Raw genomic sequence first — 20,865 nt, 5'->3', positions numbered from 1 at the left:
GCCGGTCTCCTTGCAGAACTGCTTCAGGCGACCGTCGCGATGCCTCGACCGGCTGCGACAATCTCTCCTGAGCGGTGAAAGGTAGATTGCGCTCCAGCTTAATTCGAGTAATTTTATAGAGATTGTGCGGCGCGAAAGCGGAAGCGATTGCCCTCGAAGACCGCGCCGAAAGAAAGTGGTTTCAGCAAGACATGTCGTCATCGGTTCTGAACGTCGAGCAGCTCACCGTCGCCTATGATGAACGCCGGGGATCGCATCCGGCCGTCAACGGCGTGTCGCTCACCATCGGCGAAGGCGAAGCGCTCGGCCTTGTCGGCGAGTCCGGCTCGGGCAAAAGCTCGGTGGCACTCGCTATTCTGCGCTATCTGCCGCGCAACGCCCGGATCGCCGCGTCGGCGCTCGAGTTCCAGGGCCGCGAGATCCGCAATCTCTCCGGCGAACAGCTGCGCCGGCTAAGGGGCGATCGCATCGCGGCCGTCTACCAGCATCCGGGTGCGGCGCTCAATCCGGCCATGACGATCGGCCGGCAGATCACCGAGACGATCATGCGGCATCGCCCGGTTCGGCAGGACGAAGCACGCACCCGCGCCGCCGAGCTGCTCGGCCGCGTCAGGGTGAGCAATCCGGAGCGGGTGCTCGATCTCTATCCGCACGAATTGTCGGGCGGCATGCAGCAGCGCGCCAACATCGCGATTGCCATTGCGCTCGACCCGTCGCTGCTGGTGCTGGACGAGCCGACGACGGCGCTTGACGCCAGCGTCCAGTCCGAGATCGTCGCCATCCTGCAGGACTTGCGCCGCGATCACCAAACCAGCGTTCTGCTGATCAGCCATGACATCAACATGGTCCGCCGGGCCTGCGATCGGGTGGCCGTGATGCAGTCGGGGACGGTGGTCGAAAGCGGCATCGCCAACGATGTCTTCGAGAACCCTGTTCACGCGTACACCAAGGCGCTGATCGCCTCGATCCCGGCGCTCAACTTCACCAAGCGCGATGGCAGGCTGGCCGAGATGCACACAACCGGCCCGTCGAAGCCTGTCCGCAGCGATCAACCGGAAGCCGCACGTCCGATCGCCGTCGCCTGCAAAGGCATCAGCCACGCCTTCGGCTCCCAGGCCGTCCTGCACGATATCGACCTGGAGATAGCCCAGGGCGAGACGTTCGGGCTGATCGGCGAATCCGGCTCCGGCAAGTCGACATTGGCAAGGATCGTGACCGGCCTGCAGACGCCGGACGCTGGGTCGGTCGAGCTGTTCGGCAGCACTGTCGCGCCGCGCGTCGAGAAAAGAAGCCTGAGCGAACGGCGCGACGTGCAGATGGTGTTCCAGTCACCCGACCGCACGCTCAATCCGCGCCAGCGGATCGGCAGGATCCTCGGCCGTCCGCTGCGGCGGCTCGCCGGCTTCGGCCGCAGCGAGGTGAAGCAGCGTGTCGCCGATCTCCTGGCCTCGGTTCGTCTTGCCGCTACGACCGTCGACCAGAAGCCGAGATCGCTGTCTGGTGGCCAGCGACAACGTGCGGCGATTGCGCGCGCCTTTGCCGGCGTGCCGAAGCTCGTGGTGCTGGACGAGCCAACCTCTGCGCTCGACGTTTCCGTGCAGGCGACCGTGCTCAATTTGCTCAACGACCTGCAGCGCGACAAGGACACCACCTATCTGTTCATCAGCCACGACCTCAGGGTGGTGCGCTATATGGCCGACAGGATCGGCGTGCTTTATCGCGGCCGGCTGGTCGAGACCGGCTCATCCGAGCAGATTTTCCGTGGCCCCAACCACCCCTACACGAAGCTGCTTCTGGCCGCCTCCTCGGATGAGACGGCGCCGAAGGCTCCGGCTCAGCTCGACGTCGCGGCACACGATGCCGAGACCTCCGGATGCTCCTTTGCCGCCCGCTGTCCTGTCGCGCTGCCCGATTGCCGAAAGGCGCAACCACCCGTCAGGCGGGCCGGCGACGGTCATCTGATCGCCTGCTGGAGAGACGCAAGCAGTCTCTGACTGCGAAGCGGGCAACTGACAAGCCTGCCTTCGAGGAGATGTCCCCCGGCCGATGCGGCCGGAGGACAGGCTTGGGAGGCCTGATCAGTTGGCGACCTTGCCGCAGGTCGTCAGAGCGTCTTGCGGCGTGCAGATCTCGGTGCCGGTCTTGATGAACGGTTCGACCGTGCCGCCCTTGCTCAGTTTGTCCAGCGCCATGATGGTCTCGAAGCCCATGTCATAGGGGCGCTGGCCGATATTGTAGTGGCTGAGGCCGGCGGCGAGCAGCGGCAGTTGCGGACCGAAATTGTCGCCGAACACGACCACCAGATCCTTGCTGTCGAGGCGCGCCTTCAGCGGTGTCATCGCCTGCTTGTAGGCTTCCGGCGCGTATTGCGCCCAACCGCCGACTGCAACGAAGGCGCTGAGATCGGGATTGTTGGTCATGACGTCGCGCACCTGCTGGGCGGCAAGCGTGATGTCGTCATTGTTGTAGACCGGGCAGCCCGCCGGCTCGGTCCAGCCGTTCTGGCCGGTCAGCGTCTCGATGCCCTTGTCCTTGGTGACGCCGGCCAGCGTATCGCGAATGCCTTGCACGCGCGCCTTGAGGTTCTCGGAAGCCGGTGCGCCGGACTGGATGCACACGGTGCCGTCCTTCTTGTGGGCGAGCACCTTCTGCGCCAGCGCCACGCCGAACTCGTAATTGTCGGTGCCGATGTAGGTCGAGCGCAGGCCGGCATCTTCCGGCAGCACGTCGGTGTCATAGGTGACGACCGGAATGCCCTTTTCCTTGGCCATCTTCATGATGCGGGCCATGGCTTTCGGATTGCCGGCCGAAATGCCAAGGCCAGCGACGCCACGCGTGACCATGTCCTGCGCGAGCTGCACTTCCTTGGCCTCGTCATATTCGGTCGGCCCGATATAGGTGCATTTGACGTCGCCGAGCTTCTTGGCGGCGGCTTCGCAACCGGCTTGGATCGGCGGGCTGAAGGCGTTGTTGAGAACCTTGAAGACGAGCGCGAATTCGCGCTCTTCGGCATTGGCCTGGACGGCCGTCATGCCGATTACAAGGCAGGCGAGGGAAAGCGTAGTTCCTAGCGTTTTCGACAGCGACATTGTTTCCTCCATTTGGTTCGCCGTGACGTGTCCGCTCGGTTTCTGTTGGAGCATGATCTTTTCCGAAAACCGGTTTCTACTTTTGCGGTCGCTGACCTTCGGTTCAGGATCATGCTCTTAGCGTCGCACAGAGCGGATTCTTTCCAGGAGGACGGCTGCAAGGATGAAGCACCCCACAAACGTGCCCTGCCAGAACGGGTTGACGCCTGCCAGAAGCAGCGCGTTGCGAATGGTTTCGACGAGAATGGCGCCGATGCCGGCGCCAAGTGCCGAACCGAAGCCGCCGGTCAGCGAAGCGCCGCCGATCACGGTCGAAGCGATGACCTGCAACTCGTAGCCGGTGCCGATCGAGTTGGTCACTGCGCCGAGCCAGCCGACGAGGAAGATTGCCGTCACCGCAACCATGAAGCCGCTGAACGCGTAGGCCGAGATCTTGATCAGATCGACGGGAATGCCCGACAGCCGCGCGGCCGGCTCGTTGCCGCCAATGGCGAAGAGATAGCGGCCCCAGCGCGACATGGTCAGCAGGAAATGCAGGACGATCACGCCGATGATCAGCGCATAGACCACATTGGGCAGGCCGAATGTGTAGCCGCCGCCGAGCGCGACGATCGCCTCGCTTGCCCGGCCGAATTCGTAGAACACCTGGTTATTGGTCAGCACCAGTGCCAGGCTGCGGCCGATCGACAGCGTCGCCAGGGTGACGATGAACGGCGGCAGCTTGACGTAGGCGATGATCGTTCCGTTGACGGTGCCGCACAGCACGCCCATCGCCAGCGTCGCCGCGATGCCGACGACCAGTGGCATGTCGGCGTTGAGCACGATGCCCAGCGTGACGCCGCACATGCCCAGGATCGAACCGACCGAGATATCGATGCCGCCGCTGATGATCACCGGCGTCATGCCGATGGCCATGATGCCGATGAAGCAGCCATTCTGGAAGATGTTGAGCAGATTGCCAGGGGTGGCGAATTTCGGCGCGATCATCGACACGACGAGGCCGAGCACCAGGATGGCAAGCGCGACCCAGGTTTCCTGCGCCAGAAGCACGCGGTTCAACAGCGTGCGGCTCGACCCTTTCAGAAGGTCGATCTCCATTCCGGGATGGTCGTCGGGGGCGCTCATGGCATGGCTCCGTGGCGGGGCTGTTTCAGGCGGTCTGGATGGCGCCGGTGATCAGGCCGGTCACTTCCTCGGGGCTGGATTGCGCGATCGGCTTGTCGGCGACCTTGCGGCCGCGGCGCATCACCACGACCCGGTCGCAGACCTCGAACACGTCAGGCATGCGATGGCTGATCAGGATGACCGAGAGGCCCTGGTCCTTCATGCGGCGGATCAGGGCCAGCACTTCGGCGACCTGCCTGACGCTGATCGCCGCCGTCGGCTCGTCCATCAGCACGATCTTGGATTTGGCCAGCCGGGTTCGGGCGATGGCCACCGCCTGCCGCTGGCCGCCCGACATGCGCACGACGAGATCGGCGGGCCGCGTCTCCGACTTCAACTCGCGGAAGATCTCGCCCGAGCGCATGTTCATGCTCTTGTGGTCGAGCACTTTCAGCGGCCCAACCTGCTTCATGATCTCGCGGCCGAGGAAGACATTGGCCGAAGCCGTCAGATTGTCGCAAATCGCCAGGTCTTGATAAACGACCTCGATGCCATGCCTGCGTGCATCCGCAGGCCCCGATAACAGCACCGGCTTGCCTTCCAGGACATAGGTGCCTGATGTCGGCTGGAAATTTCCGGCGATGGTTTTGACCAGCGTCGATTTGCCGGCGCCATTGTCGCCCATCAGGCCGAGAACCTCGCCCTCGTTGATGTCGAGCGAGACATTGTCCAGCGCGCGGACGGCACCGAAATCCTTCACGATGTGTTCGAGACGCGCTAGAACCGGCATCGCATCCTCCCATGCCAATTTGTAAGTTTCTGATACAAATCATCGTTTGAAACTTGGGTCAATGGGCCTGCGGATGCTGAATATTTGTTGCAATGCACCCAACCTTGGGCCTTTCAAACCGCCTAGAAATTCTATTAGTATGATAATCAAACAAATTGTGGAGAACGACGTGCTGGTGTCGACCGATCTTCGGCCGAACGAAACGCGGGCACTTGCGGCGCTGTTTCGTGTCGGCGCGTTGAGCCGAGCGGCGCTCGCACGCGATCTCGGCCTGACCCGGTCGACCACCGGCGCCCTGGTGCTGGGGCTGACCGAAGCCGGTCTGGCGCGCGAGCGGTCGGATGGAACGGACGACGAGCAGGATAGCGAGGGTCGGGTCGGCCGTCCCGGTATCCTTGTCGAGATCGACGGCAATGGCGGCTTCTTCCTTGGCGCTTATATCGGCGTCAACTGGATCGCAGCCGTGGCTGTCGACCTTGCCGGCGCGCGGCGTGCGAGCGCCTCTAGGGCATTTGCCGGCCCCGGTAGCACGCCCGAAGCCGCGGTCGACATCATCGGGGAACTCGTCGCCGAGATCCGCTCACAATTGCCTGCGGGCACGCGCCCCTACGGGCTCAATGTCGCCGTGCCCGGCTTCCCCGCCGCCGACGGGATTTCATACCATGCCACCATCCTTGGCTGGCACGGGGTCAATCTGGCGGAGCTTTTGCGCACTGCCTTTGGCGCGGACTTTCCGATCCTCTTGGAAAACGATGCCAATGCCGTGGCGGTGGCCGAGACATACCGGGCGCAGCCGGGCAAGGACCATGAGGATGCTCTGGTCATCCTGATCGAGAACGGCGTTGGCGGCGGCATCATCAATGCCGGCAGGCTGCATCGCGGCCGGCTCGGCGGCGCCGGGGAAATCGGGCATCTGCGCATCGGCGACGAAGGTTTTGTCTTCGACGCGAAGCGCCCGGGCCGACTGGAATCCTATGTCGGCAAGGATGCTTTACTGGCTCGCTATTTGCACATAAGCGGACTGCGCGCCGGCGTGGATGAGTTTGTCGCAGCGCTGGCCGGCGGCGATCCGGCAGCCGTTGCCACCGCGCGCGACTGGGCGCTCTGGTTCGGCCGCGGCCTGGCGACACTTGCCTGCACCTTGCAGCCGGAGCGCATCATCCTCTCCGGCTCGGTCAATGCGGTCTATCCCTTTGTCGCCGAGCAGGTGGAAGCTTTCTTGCTGGACTTCCTGGCTGAAGGTTACCCCGTTCCCACGGTCGAACTGTCGCGCGTCGGGGCCGACGGTCCGGCATTGGGCGCTGCCTGTCTGCTGCATCAGGCAGCTTTGTCGGGCGATCCGCAATTTCAACTTCGCGGCCTCGCCGCGCGCTAATCAGGAGAGATTCAATGCCTCGCAAAGACGAAAAGCGGCTGCGTGTCGGCGTGCTCGGCTGCGGTCCGATTGCCCAGGCGGCGCATTTCGAATCCTGCACCAAGGCACGCAATGCCGATCTCTATGCCATTTGCGATGTCGCCGACGATCTGCGCGACAGGATGGCCGCGACCTACGAGCCTGAAAAATCCTATGCCGACTACGGCCTGATGCTGGCCGATCCCGATCTCGATGCCGTCATCATCGCGACATCGGACATTTTTCACGTCAAGGCCGCGGAACTGGCGCTCGATGCCGGCAAGCATGTGCTTTGCGAAAAGCCGCTGGGCGTTTCGGTCGAGGAGGTCGAAGGCTTGCGGGCCACGCTCGACAAGAGCGGCAAGGTGCTTCAGGTCGGCCATATGAAGCGCTTCGATCCCGGCATCCAGGCGGCAAAGGCTTTCGTCGACGACGAAATGGGCGAGCGGCTGGCGTTCAAAGGCTGGTACTGCGACAGCACCCACCGCTACCCGATGACCGATGCAGTGCAACCGCTGATCATCACCAGCGCCAAGGCGCGCAAGCCTGCCGTCAATCCCAAGGCGGATCTGCGCCAATACTACATGCTGGCGCATGGCAGCCATCTCCTTGATACGGCGCGCCATCTGCACAGGTCGATCGAGGCGGTGGAGGCCCGGCTCACCGAGCGCTATGGCGCCTATTGCTGGTTCATCACCACCATCTTCGCCGACGGCACGATCGGCCATCTCGACCTGACGGTCGCCGTGCGCATGGACTGGCACGAAGGGTTCCAGATCTACGGCGAGAACGGCAGCGTTCTCGCGAAGACCTATAACCCCTGGTACTACAAGAGCAGCGAGGTCGACATTTTCCGCGAGGCCGATGGCAGTTGGCACCGGACGCTTGGCGCGGATGGCCACTTCTATCGCCGGCAGCTCGAAGGCTTTGCCGATGTCGTGCTAAATGGCGCGCCGATGATCGGCGCCGGCATCGAGGACGGCATCGCCTCGGTCAGGGGCATGGCGGCCATCGCCCGCTCGGCCGCTGCCGGCGGCCGCGCCGTCCGTCTGGCCGATGTCGACGGGGTCGTGTGATGCAGCTTGGGATTTTCGCCAAGACCTTCGCCACCACCGGCGCCTTGCCGGTGCTGCGCGCGGTCGCGGACGGCGGCTACACGGCGGCGCAGTTCAACATGGCGTGCCTTGGACTGCCGTCGATGCCGGACAGCATTGAGCTCGGCGCGGCCCGGTCCGTCGCTGAGGCGAGCGGCGAGGCCGGCGTTTCGATCGCGGCGGTTTCGGGAACCTACAACATGATCCACCCGGATCGCACGGTTCGCATCCAGGGACTCGCCCGGCTTGAGGTACTGGCCGCGTCATGCGCCGATATGGGCACCCGTCTGATTACGCTGTGCACCGGCACAAGGGATGCGCAGGATCAGTGGCGCTGGCATCCCGACAATGCAAGCGAGGCGGCATGGAGCGATCTGCGGACGGAGATGGAAGCGGCGATCGCGATTGCCGAGCGCTTCGACATCGAGCTTGGCATCGAACCGGAACTGGCCAATGTCCTCTCCAGCGCCCGGGCCGCACGCCGCCTGCTGGACGAAATGAACAGCACGCGGCTGCGCATCGTGCTCGATCCGGCCAATCTGTTCGAAGTGGCCGACAGCGCGGAGCGTCATCGCCTCATCGACGAAGCCATCGATCTGCTGGCCGCCGAGATCGGCATGGCCCATGCCAAGGACCGCCATGCCGATGGCAGTTTTGCCGCAGCCGGAAAGGGCGTGGTCGACTTCCCGCATTTCATCGGCCGCCTGAAGGCTGCCGGGTTCGACGGCCCCTTGATCACACATGGCCTGACAGAGGCCGAGGCGCCAGGTGTCGGCGCCTTTCTGCGCACCGTACTGGAAGAGAGCGAGCGCGCGTGAAAGAGACCTTCAGCCGCGATGGCGTCGATCTTGCCTACCGGGACGTCGGCGCCGGGCTTCCCGTCATCTTTCAGCATGGGCTGGGCGGCGATGAGGCGCAGGTCGCCGACGTGTTTCCCGATCTGCCGGTGACCCGGCGCGTGACGCTAGAATGCCGGGGCCAGGGCGGATCCTGCTACGGGCCGGTCGAGCGGCTTTCGGTTGCGACGTTTGCCGAAGACGTCGAAGCGCTGGCCGACGCTCTCAGCATCGGCTCGGCCGTCGTCGGCGGCATCTCGATGGGGGCCGCACTGGCACTGCGCCTGGCGGTGCATAAGCCGGCCCGCGTGCGCGCGCTGGTGCTCGCGCGGCCCGCCTGGGTAGCCCAGGCGGCTCCGGAAAATATGAAGCCCTATGCCGTCGTCGGCGATCTCTTGATGCGGCATTCGCCCCAAGACGCCAGGCGTCTGTTCGATGACAGCGCTGTTGCCGGCGAACTGGCCAGGCTGGCGCCGGACAATCTCGCCAGCCTGCAAGGCTTCTTCAATCGCCCGGATTCGGTTCGCTTCGGCAGGCTGCTTGTGGCGATCGCGGGCGATGGCCCTGGCGTGAGCGATGCCGACATCCGCGCCATTGCAGTTCCGACCCTGGTCATCGGCCATGACCATGACCTCGTCCATCGACTGGACGACGCACAGACGCTGGCCGGACTCATTCCGTCGGCCCGGCTTTGCACCATCACAGCCAAATCGCAGGATCGCGCCGCCTACCGGCTGGAATTCCGCGCCTGTCTTTCGGAATTCCTGGAACCGCTCGCATGACGCATCAAACGATGGACGACACGATCGCCGTGGTCGAGATCGGCGGCACGTCGGTCAAGGTTGGCTTTGCCGACCACGGCATCCCGGTGGATTTTGCCCGCACCTACCCGACCGCGCAACTGCGCAAGGGCGCGCCTGTGGCGGCGTTGGCCGATGCGGTCACCGCAGCCTGCCGCGATGCCGGGCTCAAACCTGCACGGGTCGTTGCGACGGTGCCTGGGTTCATCGACCGCGACTTCGACACGGTGCTGCACACGGCCAACATTCGCGAGCTGAACGGCATCCGGCTGGGTACGGAACTGGCATCGCGGCTCCGCGTTCCCGTGCGGCTCGAACGCGACGTCGTGCTGCAATTGCTCGGTGAAAGCGTCGCCGGCGCAGTGAAGCGGCAAAAGGAAGTGCTGGCGGTCTATCTCGGCACCGGCATCGGTGCGGCCTATCTCGGCAAGGACGGCATTTTCAGGGGCGGCGGCTGGGCGCTGGAAATCGGCCATATGCCGATCTACCGGCCTGACGAAAGCGGACCGCCAAACCGCGTCGAGACCTACGCCTCAGGGGCAACGCTTGTCGACCTTGCCGCGGACTACGATATCCCGGTTGCCGAGCTGTTTTCGGCGACCGGGCAGCCGCCGTCGCTGCGCGAATGGCTCGATGAGATCGTCTGGCAGCAGGCGGTGACCATCGCAACGGCAGCCGCTTTGTTTTCCCCGCAGACGATCCTGATCGGTGGCGGCATTGTCGACATGAAGTCCTATCCCCGCCAGGCGCTCAAGCAGCGCATCGCGGACAGCCTGCCGCATTCGCTTGTTGTAGAGCCTCTGGACATACGCTGGGCGGCCCTGGGCTGGCAAGCGGCGATCCATGGCGCGGTGCTGCTCGGCGCGGTGTGATCGCCGTGGTTGCTGTCGGCGAAGGATTACTTGATCGTCTTCCCCTCCGCCCCAAACCGGTATGTCTTACCCGGCTCCGGCGTTGCATACAGCGTCGCACCTGGCTCGGCGTCGTAGACACCGAAAATGCGGACCGTGATCAGCCCGGCCTTTTCGCAGTCGAGATAGAGGTTGGTGTCGGCGCCGAGATGTTCGGCATGCACCACCGTTCCCTTCCAGGCGCCGGACCTTGGATCCACGGTCAGATGCTCCGGCCGCACGCCGATCGTCTTGGCCGTCTCGCCCAATCTGGCGCCGTCGATGAAATTCATCTTCGGCGAGCCGATAAAGCCGGCGACGAACTCGTTTGCCGGCGAATTGTAGAGCTCCATCGGGCCGCCGATCTGCTCGATCTGGCCGGCGTTGAGCACGACGATCTTGTCGGCCAGCGTCATCGCCTCGACCTGGTCGTGGGTGACGTAGATCATCGTCGCCTTCAGCCGGCGATGCAGCTGCGCGATCTCCAGCCGCGTGTTGACGCGAAGCGCTGCGTCGAGGTTCGACAAGGGCTCATCGAAGAGGAACAGTTTTGGCTCGCGCACCACGGCGCGGCCGATGGCGACGCGCTGGCGCTGGCCGCCCGACAGCTCCGCCGGCCGCCGCTCGAGATACGGTTCCAGCGACAGCATCGACGAGGCGACGCCGATGCGGCGTTCGATCTCCGGGGCGGGCGTGCCGGCCTGCTTGAGGCCGAGGCCCATATTGTTCTTCACCGTCAGATGCGGGTAGAGCGCGTATGTCTGGAACACCATGGCGATGCCGCGTTTTGCCGGGGGCGTGGCCGAGACATCGGTGCCGTCGATCACCACCCTGCCGCAGGTCGAATCCTCCAGCCCGGCGATGACCCTGAGCAAGGTTGACTTGCCGCAGCCAGATGGGCCGACGAAGACGACGAATTCGCCGTCGGTCACTTCGAGGTTGATGCCTTTCAGCACCTCGACCGGCCCGAAGGCCTTCTTCACATTCTCGATTACCAGCGAGCCCACGGCTTCGTCCTTGTTCTAGAGTTTGCCCTACTAGAGCTTAACTGGGGCGCCGCTGCGCACGCTCTCATCGGCGGCAAGGCAGACGGCGAGCGATTTCACCGCGTCGTCCATGTGGCGGGTCAGGTCGATGTCTTCCCGGATCGCCTTCAGCACGAAGGCCTGTTCGAGATCGCAGAGGTCCTGGTGGCCGGGTTCGCCGTCCATCGACAGCATCTCGTCCGGCCTGGCGAACTTGCCGTCCGCGCCGGTCGCCGCACTGTGCAGGCGGATGGTCGAGGTCTTGGTGTGGGTGTCGATGTCGTCCGACTTCACACCTTCCTTCATGACGATCGACACGCAGCCATTGGGCGAAATCACGTCCTTCACGAAGAACGCTGTCTCCGAGATCATCGGGCCCCAAGCCGCCTCGTACCAGCCGACCGAGCCGTCGTCGAACAGCACCTGGAGATGGCCGTAATTGTACATTGTCGGCGCGATCTCCTCGGTCAGCCGCAGCCCCATGCCGCGCACCTCGACCGGCCTGGCGTCGGTGATCTGCAGCATCACGTCGAGATAGTGCACGCCGCAATCGAGGATCGGCGACGTCGTCTGCATCAACTGCTTGTGCGTCTGCCAGGTCGGGCCTGACGATTGCTGGTTGAGGTTCATGCGAAACACGTAAGGGCCGCCGAGCTTGCGCGCCTCGGCGATCAGCCTGACCCAGGACGGGTGGTGGCGCAGGATGTAGCCGATCACCAATTTTCGGCCGTTGGCCTTCGCCGCGGCGACGACGCGCTTGGCGTCCGCCACCGTCGTTGCGAGCGGCTTCTCGACGAAGACGTGGCAGCCGGCCTCGAATGCCTTCACCGCATAGTCGGCATGGCTGTCGGAATAAGTGGCGATGCAGGCGACATCCGGCTTTTCATCGCGCAACGCGTCGTCGAAGGAGCGCCTGATGCCATAGCCCGACAGCCCGTCCGGTAACGGCACGTCGGAGCGGTTGATCAGGGCCGCGATCTCGAAGCCCGGATTAGTGTGGTAGGCCAGCGCATGGCTACGCCCCATATTACCGAGGCCTGCGACGACGACGCGAAGGGGCGATTTAGAGGTCACCTAACTACTCCAGATGTTCCAGTTGTTCCTTCTGAGAGGGTGTCACCCCACCCGGCGCTTCGCGCCGACCTCCCCATCGAGGGGAGGTAGGACGTTGGCGCGAACACCCTCACTGCCAAAGAAGGTTCTCCGAAAGTCGCCCTTTGGCGGTCGTGAATGAAGCCACGACCTTTTACCTCCCCTTGATGGGGAGGTCGGCGCGCAGCGCCGGGTGGGGTGAAGGCTCCAGCAGAGATTTGTAGGGCTCCGCTCACTTGACGGCTCCGGATGTGATGCCGCGGATCAGCTGCCGCGAGAAGATGACGTAGAGGGTCAGCACAGGCATGATCGCCAGCGAGAGTGCCGCCAGGATGGCGTTCCAGTTGGTGACGAACTGGCCGAGGAAAAGCTGCGCGCCGAGCGTCACCGTCTTGGTCTCTTCCGACGGCGCCAGGATCAGTGGGAACCACAGATCGTTCCAGATCGGGATCATGGTGAAGACGGCGACCGTCGCCATCGAGGGCCGCACCAGCGGCAGCACCAGCCGGAAGAAGATGGTGTATTCCGACAGGCCGTCGATCCGGCCGGCATTCTTCAGATCGTCGGACACCTGCTTCATGAATTCCGACAGGATGAAGACGGCCAGCGGCAGCCCCTGCGCGGTGTAGACCAGGATCAGCGCCGTCAGCGTGTTGACCAGCCCGCTCGCCACCATCAATTGCAGGATGGCGACGGTCCCGAGCCGGATCGGGATCATGATGCCGAGCGCGAGGTAAAGCCCCATCAGCGTGTTGCCGCGGAAGCGGTATTCCGAGAGCGCGAACGCCGCCATCGCGCCGAACAGAAGCACGAAGAACAGCGAGGCGACGGTGACGACGAGGCTGTTCTGAAAATAGTGGATGAAGTCGCCCTGCCCGATCACGGTGGTATAGCCGATCAGGTCGAAGGTCTTTGGCGTCGGCGGCGTCAGCGGTTCGCTGAAGATGCCGGCGCGGGACTTGAACGAATTCATGATGACCAGGATCACCGGAAACAGCGCGATCGCCGTGTAGGTCAGCAGGATCGCGTGGGCGCCGATGGTGCGGGGCAGCGAACGAGTGGCGGTGCTCATTGGAAGGTCTCCTGACGAGCCAAGGCAGGCGAGGTTGGCGCCAAGGCACCCCCCTCTGTCCTGCCGGACATCTCCCCAGCAAGGGGGGAGATCAGATGCCGCGACTGCTTTCGCCAATCGCCAACGTTGCAAGACGAGCGGCAAGGCCAGAGCTGCCAATCTCCCCCCTTGCGGGGGAGATGGCCGGCAGGCCAGAGGGGGGTGTTCAAGCTCGACATCTCGCCCCTCAGAACTGGTAGCGACGCAGGCGCGTCTGGACGAGGAACAGGTAGACGCAGACGCCGCCGAGGATAATCAGGAACATCATCGTGGCGATTGCCGCGCCCATATTGGGGTCGCCGGTCTGCAGTTGGAAACCGAAGAAGGCGCGGTAGAGGAAGGTGCCCAGAATATCCGTCGAATAGTTCGGGCCGGCCAGCGCCCCTTGCGCGGTGTAGATCAGGTCGAAGGCGTTGAAATTGCCGACGAAGGTCAGGATCGAGATGATGCCGATCGAGGGCAGGATCAGCGGCAGCTTGATCTTCCAGAACTGCGACATGCCGGTGATGCCGTCGCATTCGGCCGCCTCGATCACCTCTTCGGGGATCGACAGCAGCGCCGCATAGATCAGCATCATCGGAATGCCGACGAACTGCCAGACCGAGATCAGGCTGAGCGCGGTCACGGCATATTGTTCCTTGCCCAGCCACGGCGTGAACAGGCTTTTCAGGCCGACCAGATCCATCAGATGCGGCGCCACGCCCCACAACGGCGACAGGATCAGTTTCCAGGCGAAACCGACGATGACGAAGGACAGGATGGCCGGCACGAAGATCGCGGTGCGGTAGAAGGCGGCGAATCTCAGCCTCGGGCTGGACAGCAATGCCGCCAGCATGACACCGATCGGGTTCTGCACCACCATGTGGATGATGAAGAACCAGGTATTGTTCCGCAGCGCGTTCCAGAAGCCGATCGACCAGTTGGGGTCGCCGAACAACGTACGGAAATTAGTGAAACCGACGAACACCTGATGCTGATCGACATTGCGGAACAGCGACAGCTGCAGCGTGCCGGCCAGCGGCAGGATCATGATCGCCGTATAGACCAGCAGCGCCGGCGCCAGGAAGACGCCGATATGCCAGCGGAATGGTCGTTTCGGTCGTGTTTGTGCGGCCATGAGTGCGGTCCCCGCCGATCAGGTTTAGCAATGCCTTCGACGGGAGCGCTGCCCCTCACCCTCACGCTCTCCCCGTGAAGGACGGGGAGAGGGGGCGCCTGCGTTTCGGCTGATCCTTCTCCCCGTCACTATACGGGGAGAAGGTGCCGGCAGGCGGATGAGGGGCGGCGCCGTCGTTCGCAGTCGATGATGCTGTCGAAAAACGCAGGGCCGTCCACTTGGGGCCCTGTCTGTTGTCTGAGCTCTTACTTGCCCGGCTTGTACCAGCTGTCGAGGCCGTCCTGCAGCTTCTTGGCGGCAGCTTCCGGCGTGTCGGTGCCATTGATGACGTTGGCCGATTCAACCCAGGTTTCGTTCTCGAGGTTCGGCGTGCCGCGCGACAGGATCTGGTAGGTCGAGCGGATCGTCGACTTGCACTTGTCGCGCCAGGAGACGAATTCCTGCGCCAGCGGGTCTTCCATCTTCACCGGGGTGGAATTCAGGCTGAAGAAGCCCGGCAGTGCGTTGGCGTAGATGGTGGCGAAGTCCGGCGAGGCGACCCAGGACAGGAAGGTCTTGGCCGCGTCGGCATTCTTCGACGCCGCATTCAGGCCCATGCCGATATCGGTATGGTCGGAGATGTAGCAGGTGTCGCCGGCCTTCTCGACCGGCGGCGGGAAGGCGCCCATCTTGAACTGCGCCTGGGTGTTGAACAGGCCGATCTCCCACGATCCCGCCGGGTAGATGGCGGCGCGGCCAAGCGTGAACAGGTTCTGGCTGTCCGGATAGGTCTGGGCCTCGAAGCCGTCGCCGAGATAAGGCTTCCACCTGGCCAGTTCCTCATAGGGAGCAACCCAGTCCTTGTCGGTCAGCTTCTGGTCGCCCTTGATCAGCGCTGCGCGGCCCTCTTCGCCCTTCCAGTAGTTCGGACCGATGTTCTGATAGCCCATGGTCGCGGCTTCCCAGAGGTCCTTGGTGCCCATGGCCATCGGGATGTAGGTGCCGTCGGCCTTGATCTTGTCGAGCGCGGCGAAGAACTCGTCACGCGTCGTCGGGACCTTGAGGCCGAGCTTGTCGAAGGCGTCCTTGTTGTAGATGAAGCCGTGAATGACCGAGGCCATCGGCACGCAGAAGCTCGCCTTGCCGTCGTCGGTCTGCCAGGCGGCCTTGGCAACGGGCGAAAAGTTTTCCATGCCGGGCAGCGCCGACAGGTCGGCAAGGTTGCCCTTCTTGAACAGTTCGAGCGATTTGTCGAACGGGCGGCAGGTGATCAGGTCGCCAGCCGAGCCGGCGGCGAGCTTGGCGCCGAGTGCGGCGTCATACTCGGTCGGCGCCGACGGTGCGAACACCACTTTGATGCCCGGGTTCTTGGCCTCAAAAGCCGGGATCAGCTTGTCCTTCCAGATGGCAAGGTCGTCGCCGCGCCAGCTTTCGATATTGAGCGTTACGTCATCGGCGTGAGCCAACCCGGCGGTGCCGAGAATGCTGGTGCCGAGAAGCAGTGCCGTCAGTAATTTCGTTGTCATGCTAGTCTCCCTGTTGACCTTTTTCAGGTTCGGTTTTGAGAACAGGGGCCTTCGCGCCCTTGTTCCCCTCGATCGCGGAAAGGGCTGGCCGCAGCTTCTGGCCGGTCCCTTCCAGTATCTTCTCGGCCGCAACGGCGTTGGCAGCGCCGGCGGCGAGCAGAATGGCTGTCTTGACGACGCCGCCGCTCGCTTCGAGCAGCCGCACGGCGTCTTGCCGGTCGCGGCCGCTGATAGCGGCGACGATGCGAGCCGCGCGGTCGCGCAGCTTGATGTTGTCGGCGGTGAGATTGACCATGTAGCCGTCATGGACATGGCCGAGATGAATGGCGGTAAGCGTCGACAGCATGTTGAGCGCGATCTTCTGGGCAGTGCCGGCGCCCATGCGCGTCGAGCCGGCAATCACCTCCGGTGGCGTCTCGAGCAGGATGGCGACGTCGGCCAGCCTGAGCAGGGGCGTGTCCTTGTTGTTGGCAATGGCGATGGTTGCCGCGCCCCGGCTGCGCGCATCCTTCAGCGCCTGCACCGCATAGGGCGTCGAGCCGCTGGCCGAAATCGCGATCAGGCAGTCGCCCTTGCCGATGCCGGCGCCGGCAATTGCCGTCGAGGCTTCGTCGGTGTCGTCTTCCGGTCCGCCGGCCAGGGTCTTGAAAGCGTCGTCGCCACCGGCGATGAGGATGGCGATGCGTTCGCGCTTGATGCCGAAGGTGCCGGGCAACTCCAGCGCGTCGGCCAGCGCCATCAGGCCGGAGCTGCCGGCCGCAGCATAGGCGAGCTTGCCGCCGCCGTTCAGCCGCCCGGCGATGATTTCGGCTGCGGCGGCGATGGCGGGAATGGCGTCGCGCACAGCCTTGGCGGCCTCGATCTGCGCATTGACCAAAGAAGAAAGGATGGCGTCCGGGGCCTGGATGTCCAGTCCCTCGGCATTGCTGTGAAGCGCTTCGGTGCGCGGTTCGGCCATCCCTGTCCCTCCGATGGAAGAACAATACCAAAAAAATACCACTTGTCCACACGCATTAACGAAATTGCGAACTGGAAATCGTTGAGCCGGCGAAATTCCCGGGTTTTTCAACCTGATACGCCTTAATCTTTTTGAAACGGAAATTAATCCCTTGGCTATTGGTATTTTATTGGTATTATCCGCCCGGAGGAGACATCGCGTGAAATTCGTGCTCGGTATCGACGGCGGCGGCACCAGCTGCAGGGCAGCCCTTGCGACAGGCGATGGCGTTGTCATTGGCCGTGCCAAAAGCGGCGCCGCCAACATCCGCACCGATCTCACCGGCGCTCGCACCCACATCGTCGAGGCTGCTCGTCAGGCCTTCATCGCCGCCGGGCAAGATCCGGACCTGATCCCGCAGACACCAGCCATTCTCGGCCTTGCCGGCGCCAATGTCGGCACCTACCGCCAGCAGCTTGAAGCAATCCTGCCGTTCAGCATCAGCCGCGTCGAGACGGACGCCGAGATCGCGCTCGAAGGGGCAGTCGGCTCTGGTGACGGCGCCATGGCCATCCTCGGCACCGGCACCGCCTATATGGCGCGCAAGGGCGGCACGTCGCGCGCCATCGGCGGCTGGGGCTTTCAGGTCGGTGATCAAGGCAGCGGCGCCCGGATCGGCCGCGACCTGCTGGAGCAGACGCTGCTCGCCCATGACGGCGTCCGGCCGCGCTCAGCCCTGACCGACAGCATGATGGCCATTTTCCGCAACAATCCCGAAGACGTGGTCGAGTTCACCACCAATGCCAAGCCCGGCGATTTCGGCGGCTTCGCGCCCAAGGTTTTCGAGCATGCCGAGAAGGGCGACAGCGTCGCCAACTGGATCGTGGACAAGTCGGTTGCCGATGTCGAGGCGTCGCTCCACGCGCTCGACCTCTCTGATGACGCCCCGCTCTGCCTGCTCGGCGGGCTGGCGCCGCTCTATGGGCCGCGCCTTTCCCAGCGCTACCAGGCGCTGCTGAAAGCGCCGCTCGACGATGCGCTGGGCGGCGCCGTGCAGATGGCGGCCCGCATCTTCGTCAAAGCGGAGGCGACGCGATGAGCGATGCCGCCGACCAGATCTTCGCCACGCTGAGGCAGTCGTCGCAGAGCGGCGCCCCGCTCTACCTGCAGCTCAGGAAAAGCATCGAGGACGCCGTCAATCGCGGCCTGATCGGGCCGGGCGATGCGCTGCCTTCCGAGCGCGACATCGCCACCAAGGCCGACATTTCGCGCGTCACCGTGCGCAAGGCGGTGCAGGACCTGGTCAAGGGCGGCATCCTCGTGCAGCGCCACGGCTCCGGCACCTTCGTGGCGCCGCGCATGGAGCGCGTCGAGCAGTCGCTCTCCAGGCTCACTTCATTCACCGAGGACATGGCAAGGCGCGGCATGGCGGTGCGTTCAGCCTGGCTCGACCGCGACCTCTACCCGCCCTCGCCCGACGAGATGATGGTGCTCGGCCTGTCGTCGAACGAGCTGGTGGCGCGCGTGGCGCGCCTGCGCATCGCAAACGACACGCCGCTGGCCATCGAGCGCGCCTCGTTGTCGGCCAGCGTGCTGCCGGATCCGGCCGGGATAGGCTCGTCACTCTATGCGGCGCTGCAACTGACCGGCAACCGGCCGGTGCGGGCGGTGCAGCGCATTTCCGCCGCCAATCTCGGCGACGCCGATGCGCGTCTGCTCGAAGTGCCATCCGGCATTGCCGGCCTGCACATCGAACGCATTTCCTATCTCGCGAGCGGCAAGGTGATCGAGTTCACCCGCTCCATCTACCGCGGCGACGCCTATGATTTCGTCGCCGAACTGCGCCTGACAGGGCCGAGCGAAGAGGGCCGACCATGATCCCCAAGACCACCCATATGCGGCGCGAGATCGACGAAATTCCGCAAGCCGTCGCGCGTCTGCTCGATGGCTCGGCGGCGGTGCTGACCGAGGCCGGACGCGGCATTCGCGAGCGCGATCCGAGCTTCGTCGTTACCGTCGCGCGCGGTTCGTCCGACCATGCCGCCACCTTCATGAAATATGCCGTCGAACTGACCGCCGGCCTGGCCGTGGCATCGGTCGGTCCGTCGATCGCCTCGATCTACGGCGCCAAGCTCAAGCTCGCCGGTTCCGCTTGCCTCGCCATCTCGCAATCCGGCAAGAGCCCTGACATCGTCGCCATGGCCGAGACGGCACGGGCCGGCGGTGCGCTCACCGTCGCCATCACCAACACCGCCGATTCGCCGCTGGCGCGGGCTTCGGATTTTGCCATCGACATTCTGGCCGGCCCCGAGCGCAGCGTCGCGGCGACCAAGACATTCGTCAATTCGGCGGTCGCCGGCCTGGCGCTGATGGCGCATTGCACCGGCGACGACAGACTGCTGGCCGCCCTTGCCCGCCTGCCCGAGCATTTCAGCAAGGCGATCGCCTGCGACTGGATGGCGCTGGCCGGCGCGTTGGAGACGCCGCAATCGCTGTTCATCCTGGGACGTGGCCCGTCGGCGGCGATGGCCGACGAGGCGGCGCTGAAATTCAAAGAGACCTGCGGCATGCATGCCGAGGCCTACAGTGCAGCCGAAGTCATGCACGGCCCGCTGGCGCTGGTCGGGCCAGGCTTCCCGGTGCTGGCGCTCGCCGCCCGCGATGCCTCCGAGCCGTCCGTGGCAGAGGCTGCCGACAACCTTGCCGGCAAGGGTGCAGCAGTTTTTGTAACCTCGGACAAAGCCAAGAGCGCGGCGCGGCTGCCGCATGTCGCCACCGGTCATCCCTTGACCGACCCGCTGACGCTGATCGTCTCCTTCTACGGCTTCGTCGAAGCCTTCGCCCGCCATCGCGGCCTCGATCCGGACGTACCGCGCAATCTGCGCAAGGTGACGGAAACCGTATGAGCGACCGTTTTGCCCTGACTGGCGCCCGAATTTTCGATGGCGACGACTGGCATGATAACGCCGCCCTTGTCGTGCACGGCGATGTGGTCGAAGGCATTCATCCCGTCGGCGCCATTCCGTCGGGCGTTGCCCGCATCGACGCCGGGGGCGGCATGCTGGTGCCGGGTTTTGTCGACCTGCAGGTCAATGGCGGCGGCGGCGTCATGCTCAACGACCATCCCGATGTCGCCTCGCTGGCAACAATCTGCCGGGCGCATGCGCCGTTCGGCACGACCGCACTGCTGCCGACGCTGATCACAGATACGCCTGACATCATCGCCGCGGCCATTGCCGCCGGCACCGGGGCGGCACGGCAAAAACTGCCGGGATTTCTCGGCCTGCATCTCGAAGGGCCGCATCTCTCCGTCGCCCGCAAGGGCGCGCATGAACCGGCGCTGATCCGGCCGATGACGGATGCGGATGAAGCGGCGCTGGTCGCGGCACGCAAAAACCTGCCGGTGCTGCTGACGACGATAGCGCCTGAATCCGTCGAGCCTGCCCGCGTTGCGGCCTTGGCCAAGGCCGGTGTGATTGTCAGCCTCGGCCATTCCGACACCGGCTACGCCACGGCCAGAGCCTTTGCCGATGCCGGCGCCAGCGTGGTCACACATCTGTTCAACGCCATGAGCCAGATCGGCAACCGTGAGCCGGGGCTGGCGGGTGCGGCCATCGACATAGGCAGTCTGTCGGCCGGGATCATCGCCGACGGCATCCATGTCGATCCCGCCACCATGGCAATCGCGCTGCGCGCCAAGCAGGGACCGGGCAAGATCGTGCTGGTCACCGACGCCATGGCGACGATCGGCACCGACATGACGTCGTTCACCCTCAACGGCCGCATCATCTATCGCAAGGATGGCAGTCTGCGGCTGGCCGACGGCACGCTGGCCGGCGCCGATCTCGATATGATCTCGGCGGTTCGCTACGTCCACCGGATCGTCGGGCTGGACCTGTCGGAAGCGTTGCGCATGGCCTCGCTCTATCCGGCGCAGGCGGTCGGCCAGGCCCACCGGCTCGGCCGCTTCGCCAATGGCACGGCTGCCGATATTGTCGCCCTGTCGGACGCCCTCGACGTCAACGGCGTCTGGATCGGCGGCGACAAGGTTTTTGCAGGCGCGGACAGTCCGCGCTAAAGTC

At 64.4% G+C, this 20,865-nt stretch carries 19 protein-coding genes; 10 read left to right on the top strand and 9 right to left on the bottom strand.

Annotated features, from left to right (window positions below; translation table 11 throughout):
• Nucleotides 1–191: 191 nt before the first annotated feature.
• Nucleotides 192–1,994, top strand: a complete 1,803-nt coding sequence (locus tag NKI88_RS08480) for a dipeptide ABC transporter ATP-binding protein (RefSeq protein ID WP_352535480.1) — start codon at nucleotides 192–194, stop codon at nucleotides 1,992–1,994.
• A gap of 84 nt (nucleotides 1,995–2,078) precedes the next feature.
• Here NKI88_RS08480 and NKI88_RS08475 read toward each other — a convergent pair whose 3' ends face one another.
• The 3 genes from NKI88_RS08475 to NKI88_RS08465 all read right to left on the bottom strand — a co-directional run bounded on the left by NKI88_RS08475 (nucleotide 2,079) and on the right by NKI88_RS08465 (nucleotide 4,983).
• Nucleotides 2,079–3,089, bottom strand: coding sequence for a sugar-binding protein (locus NKI88_RS08475; RefSeq protein WP_023822109.1), 1,011 nt, complete (start codon nucleotides 3,087–3,089; stop codon nucleotides 2,079–2,081).
• Nucleotides 3,090–3,206: 117 nt separating this feature from the next.
• On the bottom strand, nucleotides 3,207–4,187 hold the full coding sequence (locus NKI88_RS08470) for an ABC transporter permease (protein ID WP_352654668.1): 981 nt from the start codon (nucleotides 4,185–4,187) through the stop codon (nucleotides 3,207–3,209).
• A gap of 52 nt (nucleotides 4,188–4,239) precedes the next feature.
• Nucleotides 4,240–4,983: an ATP-binding cassette domain-containing protein gene (locus NKI88_RS08465; protein WP_352654608.1), complete on the bottom strand. Its 744-nt coding sequence runs from the start codon at nucleotides 4,981–4,983 to the stop codon at nucleotides 4,240–4,242.
• Between the two features lie 169 nt (nucleotides 4,984–5,152).
• On the opposite strand from NKI88_RS08465, the gene NKI88_RS08460 reads away from it, so the two are divergent.
• From NKI88_RS08460 to NKI88_RS08440, 5 genes are read left to right on the top strand one after another with little or no spacing between them, the layout of a single operon-like run.
• Nucleotides 5,153–6,358, top strand: coding sequence for an ROK family transcriptional regulator (locus NKI88_RS08460; protein ID WP_245260637.1), 1,206 nt, complete (start codon nucleotides 5,153–5,155; stop codon nucleotides 6,356–6,358).
• Nucleotides 6,359–6,372: 14 nt separating this feature from the next.
• Nucleotides 6,373–7,452, top strand: coding sequence for a Gfo/Idh/MocA family protein (locus tag NKI88_RS08455; protein WP_023822107.1), 1,080 nt, complete (start codon nucleotides 6,373–6,375; stop codon nucleotides 7,450–7,452).
• Nucleotides 7,452–8,288: a sugar phosphate isomerase/epimerase family protein gene (locus NKI88_RS08450; protein WP_352654605.1), complete on the top strand. Its 837-nt coding sequence runs from the start codon at nucleotides 7,452–7,454 to the stop codon at nucleotides 8,286–8,288. The genes NKI88_RS08455 and NKI88_RS08450 overlap by 1 nt, the downstream gene beginning before the upstream one ends.
• Nucleotides 8,285–9,088 carry an alpha/beta fold hydrolase gene (locus NKI88_RS08445; RefSeq protein ID WP_352654603.1) on the top strand — a complete coding sequence of 268 codons (804 nt, stop codon included), beginning with the start codon at nucleotides 8,285–8,287 and terminating at the stop codon, nucleotides 9,086–9,088. Before NKI88_RS08450 ends, NKI88_RS08445 begins: the two co-directional genes overlap by 4 nt.
• Nucleotides 9,085–9,978, top strand: a complete 894-nt coding sequence (locus NKI88_RS08440) for an ROK family protein (protein ID WP_352654601.1) — start codon at nucleotides 9,085–9,087, stop codon at nucleotides 9,976–9,978. Before NKI88_RS08445 ends, NKI88_RS08440 begins: the two co-directional genes overlap by 4 nt.
• 26 nt (nucleotides 9,979–10,004) lie before the next feature.
• Here the strand turns inward: NKI88_RS08440 and NKI88_RS08435 are convergent, their stop codons facing one another.
• The 6 genes from NKI88_RS08435 to NKI88_RS08410 all read right to left on the bottom strand — a co-directional run bounded on the left by NKI88_RS08435 (nucleotide 10,005) and on the right by NKI88_RS08410 (nucleotide 16,804).
• A complete protein-coding gene (locus NKI88_RS08435; RefSeq protein WP_352654599.1) occupies nucleotides 10,005–11,003 on the bottom strand; it encodes an ABC transporter ATP-binding protein in 999 nt (332 codons plus the stop codon).
• Between the two features lie 30 nt (nucleotides 11,004–11,033).
• Nucleotides 11,034–12,095 carry a Gfo/Idh/MocA family protein gene (locus NKI88_RS08430; RefSeq protein ID WP_352654597.1) on the bottom strand — a complete coding sequence of 354 codons (1,062 nt, stop codon included), beginning with the start codon at nucleotides 12,093–12,095 and terminating at the stop codon, nucleotides 11,034–11,036.
• A 250-nt stretch (nucleotides 12,096–12,345) separates the two neighbouring features.
• Nucleotides 12,346–13,185 (bottom strand): carbohydrate ABC transporter permease, encoded by an 840-nt coding sequence (locus NKI88_RS08425; protein WP_023668842.1) that lies wholly within the window; start codon nucleotides 13,183–13,185, stop codon nucleotides 12,346–12,348.
• A 226-nt stretch (nucleotides 13,186–13,411) separates the two neighbouring features.
• Nucleotides 13,412–14,341: a carbohydrate ABC transporter permease gene (locus NKI88_RS08420; protein WP_352654595.1), complete on the bottom strand. Its 930-nt coding sequence runs from the start codon at nucleotides 14,339–14,341 to the stop codon at nucleotides 13,412–13,414.
• 245 nt (nucleotides 14,342–14,586) lie between these two features.
• Nucleotides 14,587–15,846 (bottom strand): ABC transporter substrate-binding protein, encoded by a 1,260-nt coding sequence (locus NKI88_RS08415; protein WP_023689958.1) that lies wholly within the window; start codon nucleotides 15,844–15,846, stop codon nucleotides 14,587–14,589.
• Nucleotide 15,847: 1 nt separating this feature from the next.
• Entirely contained in the window at nucleotides 15,848–16,804 is a 957-nt protein-coding gene (locus NKI88_RS08410; protein WP_023696935.1) for an N-acetylmuramic acid 6-phosphate etherase, read from the bottom strand.
• A gap of 199 nt (nucleotides 16,805–17,003) precedes the next feature.
• Between NKI88_RS08410 and NKI88_RS08405 the strand changes: the two genes are divergently transcribed.
• From NKI88_RS08405 to nagA, 4 genes are read left to right on the top strand one after another with little or no spacing between them, the layout of a single operon-like run.
• Complete coding sequence (locus NKI88_RS08405) at nucleotides 17,004–17,882, top strand: glucosamine kinase nucleotide-binding domain-containing protein (RefSeq protein WP_023668846.1); 879 nt, start codon at nucleotides 17,004–17,006, stop codon at nucleotides 17,880–17,882.
• Nucleotides 17,879–18,661 carry a GntR family transcriptional regulator gene (locus tag NKI88_RS08400; RefSeq protein ID WP_023668847.1) on the top strand — a complete coding sequence of 261 codons (783 nt, stop codon included), beginning with the start codon at nucleotides 17,879–17,881 and terminating at the stop codon, nucleotides 18,659–18,661. Before NKI88_RS08405 ends, NKI88_RS08400 begins: the two co-directional genes overlap by 4 nt.
• On the top strand, nucleotides 18,658–19,689 hold the full coding sequence (locus tag NKI88_RS08395) for an SIS domain-containing protein (RefSeq protein WP_023668848.1): 1,032 nt from the start codon (nucleotides 18,658–18,660) through the stop codon (nucleotides 19,687–19,689). The genes NKI88_RS08400 and NKI88_RS08395 overlap by 4 nt, the downstream gene beginning before the upstream one ends.
• Nucleotides 19,686–20,861: an N-acetylglucosamine-6-phosphate deacetylase gene (gene nagA / locus NKI88_RS08390; protein WP_352654593.1), complete on the top strand. Its 1,176-nt coding sequence runs from the start codon at nucleotides 19,686–19,688 to the stop codon at nucleotides 20,859–20,861. The genes NKI88_RS08395 and nagA overlap by 4 nt, the downstream gene beginning before the upstream one ends.
• The last annotated feature ends 4 nt before the right edge of the window (nucleotides 20,862–20,865 follow it).

The organism is Mesorhizobium sp. M0317, from assembly GCF_040321555.1.
GTDB lineage: Bacteria > Pseudomonadota > Alphaproteobacteria > Rhizobiales > Rhizobiaceae > Mesorhizobium.
Note: the sequence above shows the minus strand (reverse complement) of the source record. Positions and strands in the feature narration are given on the sequence as shown.

What these genes read in the sequence shown, in the direction of transcription:
- NKI88_RS08420 (WP_352654595.1), bottom strand. Translation starts at nt 14,341, where the DNA reads ATGGCCGCACAAACACGACCGAAACGACCATTCCGCTGGCATATCGGC.
- NKI88_RS08410 (WP_023696935.1), bottom strand. Translation starts at nt 16,804, where the DNA reads ATGGCCGAACCGCGCACCGAAGCGCTTCACAGCAATGCCGAGGGACTG.
- NKI88_RS08480 (WP_352535480.1), top strand. Translation starts at nt 192, where the DNA reads ATGTCGTCATCGGTTCTGAACGTCGAGCAGCTCACCGTCGCCTATGAT.
- NKI88_RS08395 (WP_023668848.1), top strand. Translation starts at nt 18,658, where the DNA reads ATGATCCCCAAGACCACCCATATGCGGCGCGAGATCGACGAAATTCCG.
- NKI88_RS08450 (WP_352654605.1), top strand. Translation starts at nt 7,452, where the DNA reads ATGCAGCTTGGGATTTTCGCCAAGACCTTCGCCACCACCGGCGCCTTG.
- NKI88_RS08475 (WP_023822109.1), bottom strand. Translation starts at nt 3,089, where the DNA reads ATGTCGCTGTCGAAAACGCTAGGAACTACGCTTTCCCTCGCCTGCCTT.
- NKI88_RS08440 (WP_352654601.1), top strand. Translation starts at nt 9,085, where the DNA reads ATGACGCATCAAACGATGGACGACACGATCGCCGTGGTCGAGATCGGC.
- nagA (WP_352654593.1), top strand. Translation starts at nt 19,686, where the DNA reads ATGAGCGACCGTTTTGCCCTGACTGGCGCCCGAATTTTCGATGGCGAC.
- NKI88_RS08415 (WP_023689958.1), bottom strand. Translation starts at nt 15,846, where the DNA reads ATGACAACGAAATTACTGACGGCACTGCTTCTCGGCACCAGCATTCTC.
- NKI88_RS08400 (WP_023668847.1), top strand. Translation starts at nt 17,879, where the DNA reads ATGAGCGATGCCGCCGACCAGATCTTCGCCACGCTGAGGCAGTCGTCG.
- NKI88_RS08465 (WP_352654608.1), bottom strand. Translation starts at nt 4,983, where the DNA reads ATGCCGGTTCTAGCGCGTCTCGAACACATCGTGAAGGATTTCGGTGCC.
- NKI88_RS08425 (WP_023668842.1), bottom strand. Translation starts at nt 13,185, where the DNA reads ATGAGCACCGCCACTCGTTCGCTGCCCCGCACCATCGGCGCCCACGCG.
- NKI88_RS08470 (WP_352654668.1), bottom strand. Translation starts at nt 4,187, where the DNA reads ATGGAGATCGACCTTCTGAAAGGGTCGAGCCGCACGCTGTTGAACCGC.
- NKI88_RS08455 (WP_023822107.1), top strand. Translation starts at nt 6,373, where the DNA reads ATGCCTCGCAAAGACGAAAAGCGGCTGCGTGTCGGCGTGCTCGGCTGC.